The organism is Christiangramia lutea, from assembly GCF_022489035.1.
Taxonomy (GTDB): Bacteria; Bacteroidota; Bacteroidia; order Flavobacteriales; family Flavobacteriaceae; genus Christiangramia; species Christiangramia lutea.
Map to the genome: position 1 here is coordinate 1 of NZ_JAKVTV010000014.1, position 2,132 is coordinate 2,132.

Here is a 2,132-nt window from a genome sequence, read left to right on the forward strand (position 1 = left end):
GAAGTTCACTGAAAGTACTGGGAATGGGGTATAGCGAGTTATTAGCTATCAAAAATTAAATAAATTTTTTTCTGAATTTATTTGGTTTGCGAAGAAAAGTCGTTTTATATTTGCACCCGCTTTGGAGGCAAGGCGAAGTTCATAAGTAGGTATGTAGATGAGTCGTTGACTCTGAAGCTTTTAAAAGAAACTAAAATTTTTATTAAAAACTTTTGGTTGGGAAAGAAAAAGCGTTGTATATTTGCACCCGCTTTGCGATCGAGCAAACGTTCACAGCAACAGATTGAGATTAAAGAAAAACCGCCAGACGGGGCGTATGTAGAGGGGTTCGAATCCTCGGGTTTTAGCGAAGACACGATTGGTAAGACGATCGAAGTTCATTGATATATTGAATTGACAAGGATTTTATTTTTAGCGAGATAAAATCAAGTGTATAAGAATTAAGACTAGAAAAGTCAACCTGAACAGAATTTCTTTAGTAGTTGTTGAATATATTTAAGATTTAACGATGAAGAGTTTGATCCTGGCTCAGGATGAACGCTAGCGGCAGGCCTAACACATGCAAGTCGAACGGTAACAGGGAAAAGCTTGCTTTTCCGCTGACGAGTGGCGCACGGGTGCGTAACGCGTATACAATCTGCCTTCAAGCGGGGGATAGCCCATGGAAACGTGGATTAATACCCCATAGTATTATGATTTCACCTGGAATTATAATTAAACATTTATGGCTTGAAGATGAGTATGCGTCCTATTAGTTAGTTGGTAAGGTAACGGCTTACCAAGACCGCGATAGGTAGGGGTCCTGAGAGGGAGATCCCCCACACTGGTACTGAGACACGGACCAGACTCCTACGGGAGGCAGCAGTGAGGAATATTGGACAATGGAGGCAACTCTGATCCAGCCATGCCGCGTGCAGGAAGACGGCCCTATGGGTTGTAAACTGCTTTTATACGGGAAGAACCACATCTACGTGTAGATGCTTGACGGTACCGTATGAATAAGGACCGGCTAACTCCGTGCCAGCAGCCGCGGTAATACGGAGGGTCCAAGCGTTATCCGGAATCATTGGGTTTAAAGGGTCCGTAGGCGGGATAATAAGTCAGTGGTGAAAGTCTGCAGCTTAACTGTAGAATTGCCATTGATACTGTTGTTCTTGAATTATTATGAAGTGGTTGGAATGAGTAGTGTAGCGGTGAAATGCATAGATATTACTCAGAACACCTATTGCGAAGGCAGATCACTAATAATATATTGACGCTGATGGACGAAAGCGTAGGTAGCGAACAGGATTAGATACCCTGGTAGTCTACGCCGTAAACGATGGTCACTAGCTGTCCGGCCTAATTGAGGGCTGGGTGGTTAAGCGAAAGTGATAAGTGACCCACCTGGGGAGTACGTTCGCAAGAATGAAACTCAAAGGAATTGACGGGGGCCCGCACAAGCGGTGGAGCATGTGGTTTAATTCGATGATACGCGAGGAACCTTACCAGGGCTTAAATGCAGTTGGACAGGTCTGGAAACAGACCCTTCTTCGGACTAATTGCAAGGTGCTGCATGGTTGTCGTCAGCTCGTGCCGTGAGGTGTCAGGTTAAGTCCTATAACGAGCGCAACCCCTGTGGTTAGTTGCCAGCACGTAATGGTGGGAACTCTAGCCAGACTGCCGGTGCAAACCGCGAGGAAGGTGGGGATGACGTCAAATCATCACGGCCCTTACGTCCTGGGCCACACACGTGCTACAATGGTAGGGACAGAGGGCAGCTACCCCGCGAGGGGATGCGAATCTTCAAACCCTATCACAGTTCGGATCGCAGTCTGCAACTCGACTGCGTGAAGCTGGAATCGCTAGTAATCGCATATCAGCCATGATGCGGTGAATACGTTCCCGGGCCTTGTACACACCGCCCGTCAAGCCATGGAAGCCGGGGGTACCTGAAGTCGGTCACCGCAAGGAGCCGCCTAGGGTAAGACTGGTAACTGGGGCTAAGTCGTAACAAGGTAGCCGTACCGGAAGGTGCGGCTGGAACACCTCCTTTCTAGAGCTTTGTGTCTCAGACACAAGCGACAATTACAGAAAGAAAAGTTCGAGAGAGACCGCTTTGGTCTTGATTCTTATGTCAATTCGATTTTTAG

At 47.0% G+C, this 2,132-nt stretch carries 1 rRNA gene; it reads left to right on the forward strand.

Annotation, left to right across the window (positions count from 1 at the left end):
* The first annotated feature begins 505 nt into the window (after positions 1–505).
* A 16S ribosomal RNA gene (locus ML462_RS15835) occupies positions 506–2,035 on the forward strand.
* Positions 2,036–2,132: the final 97 nt, after the last annotated feature.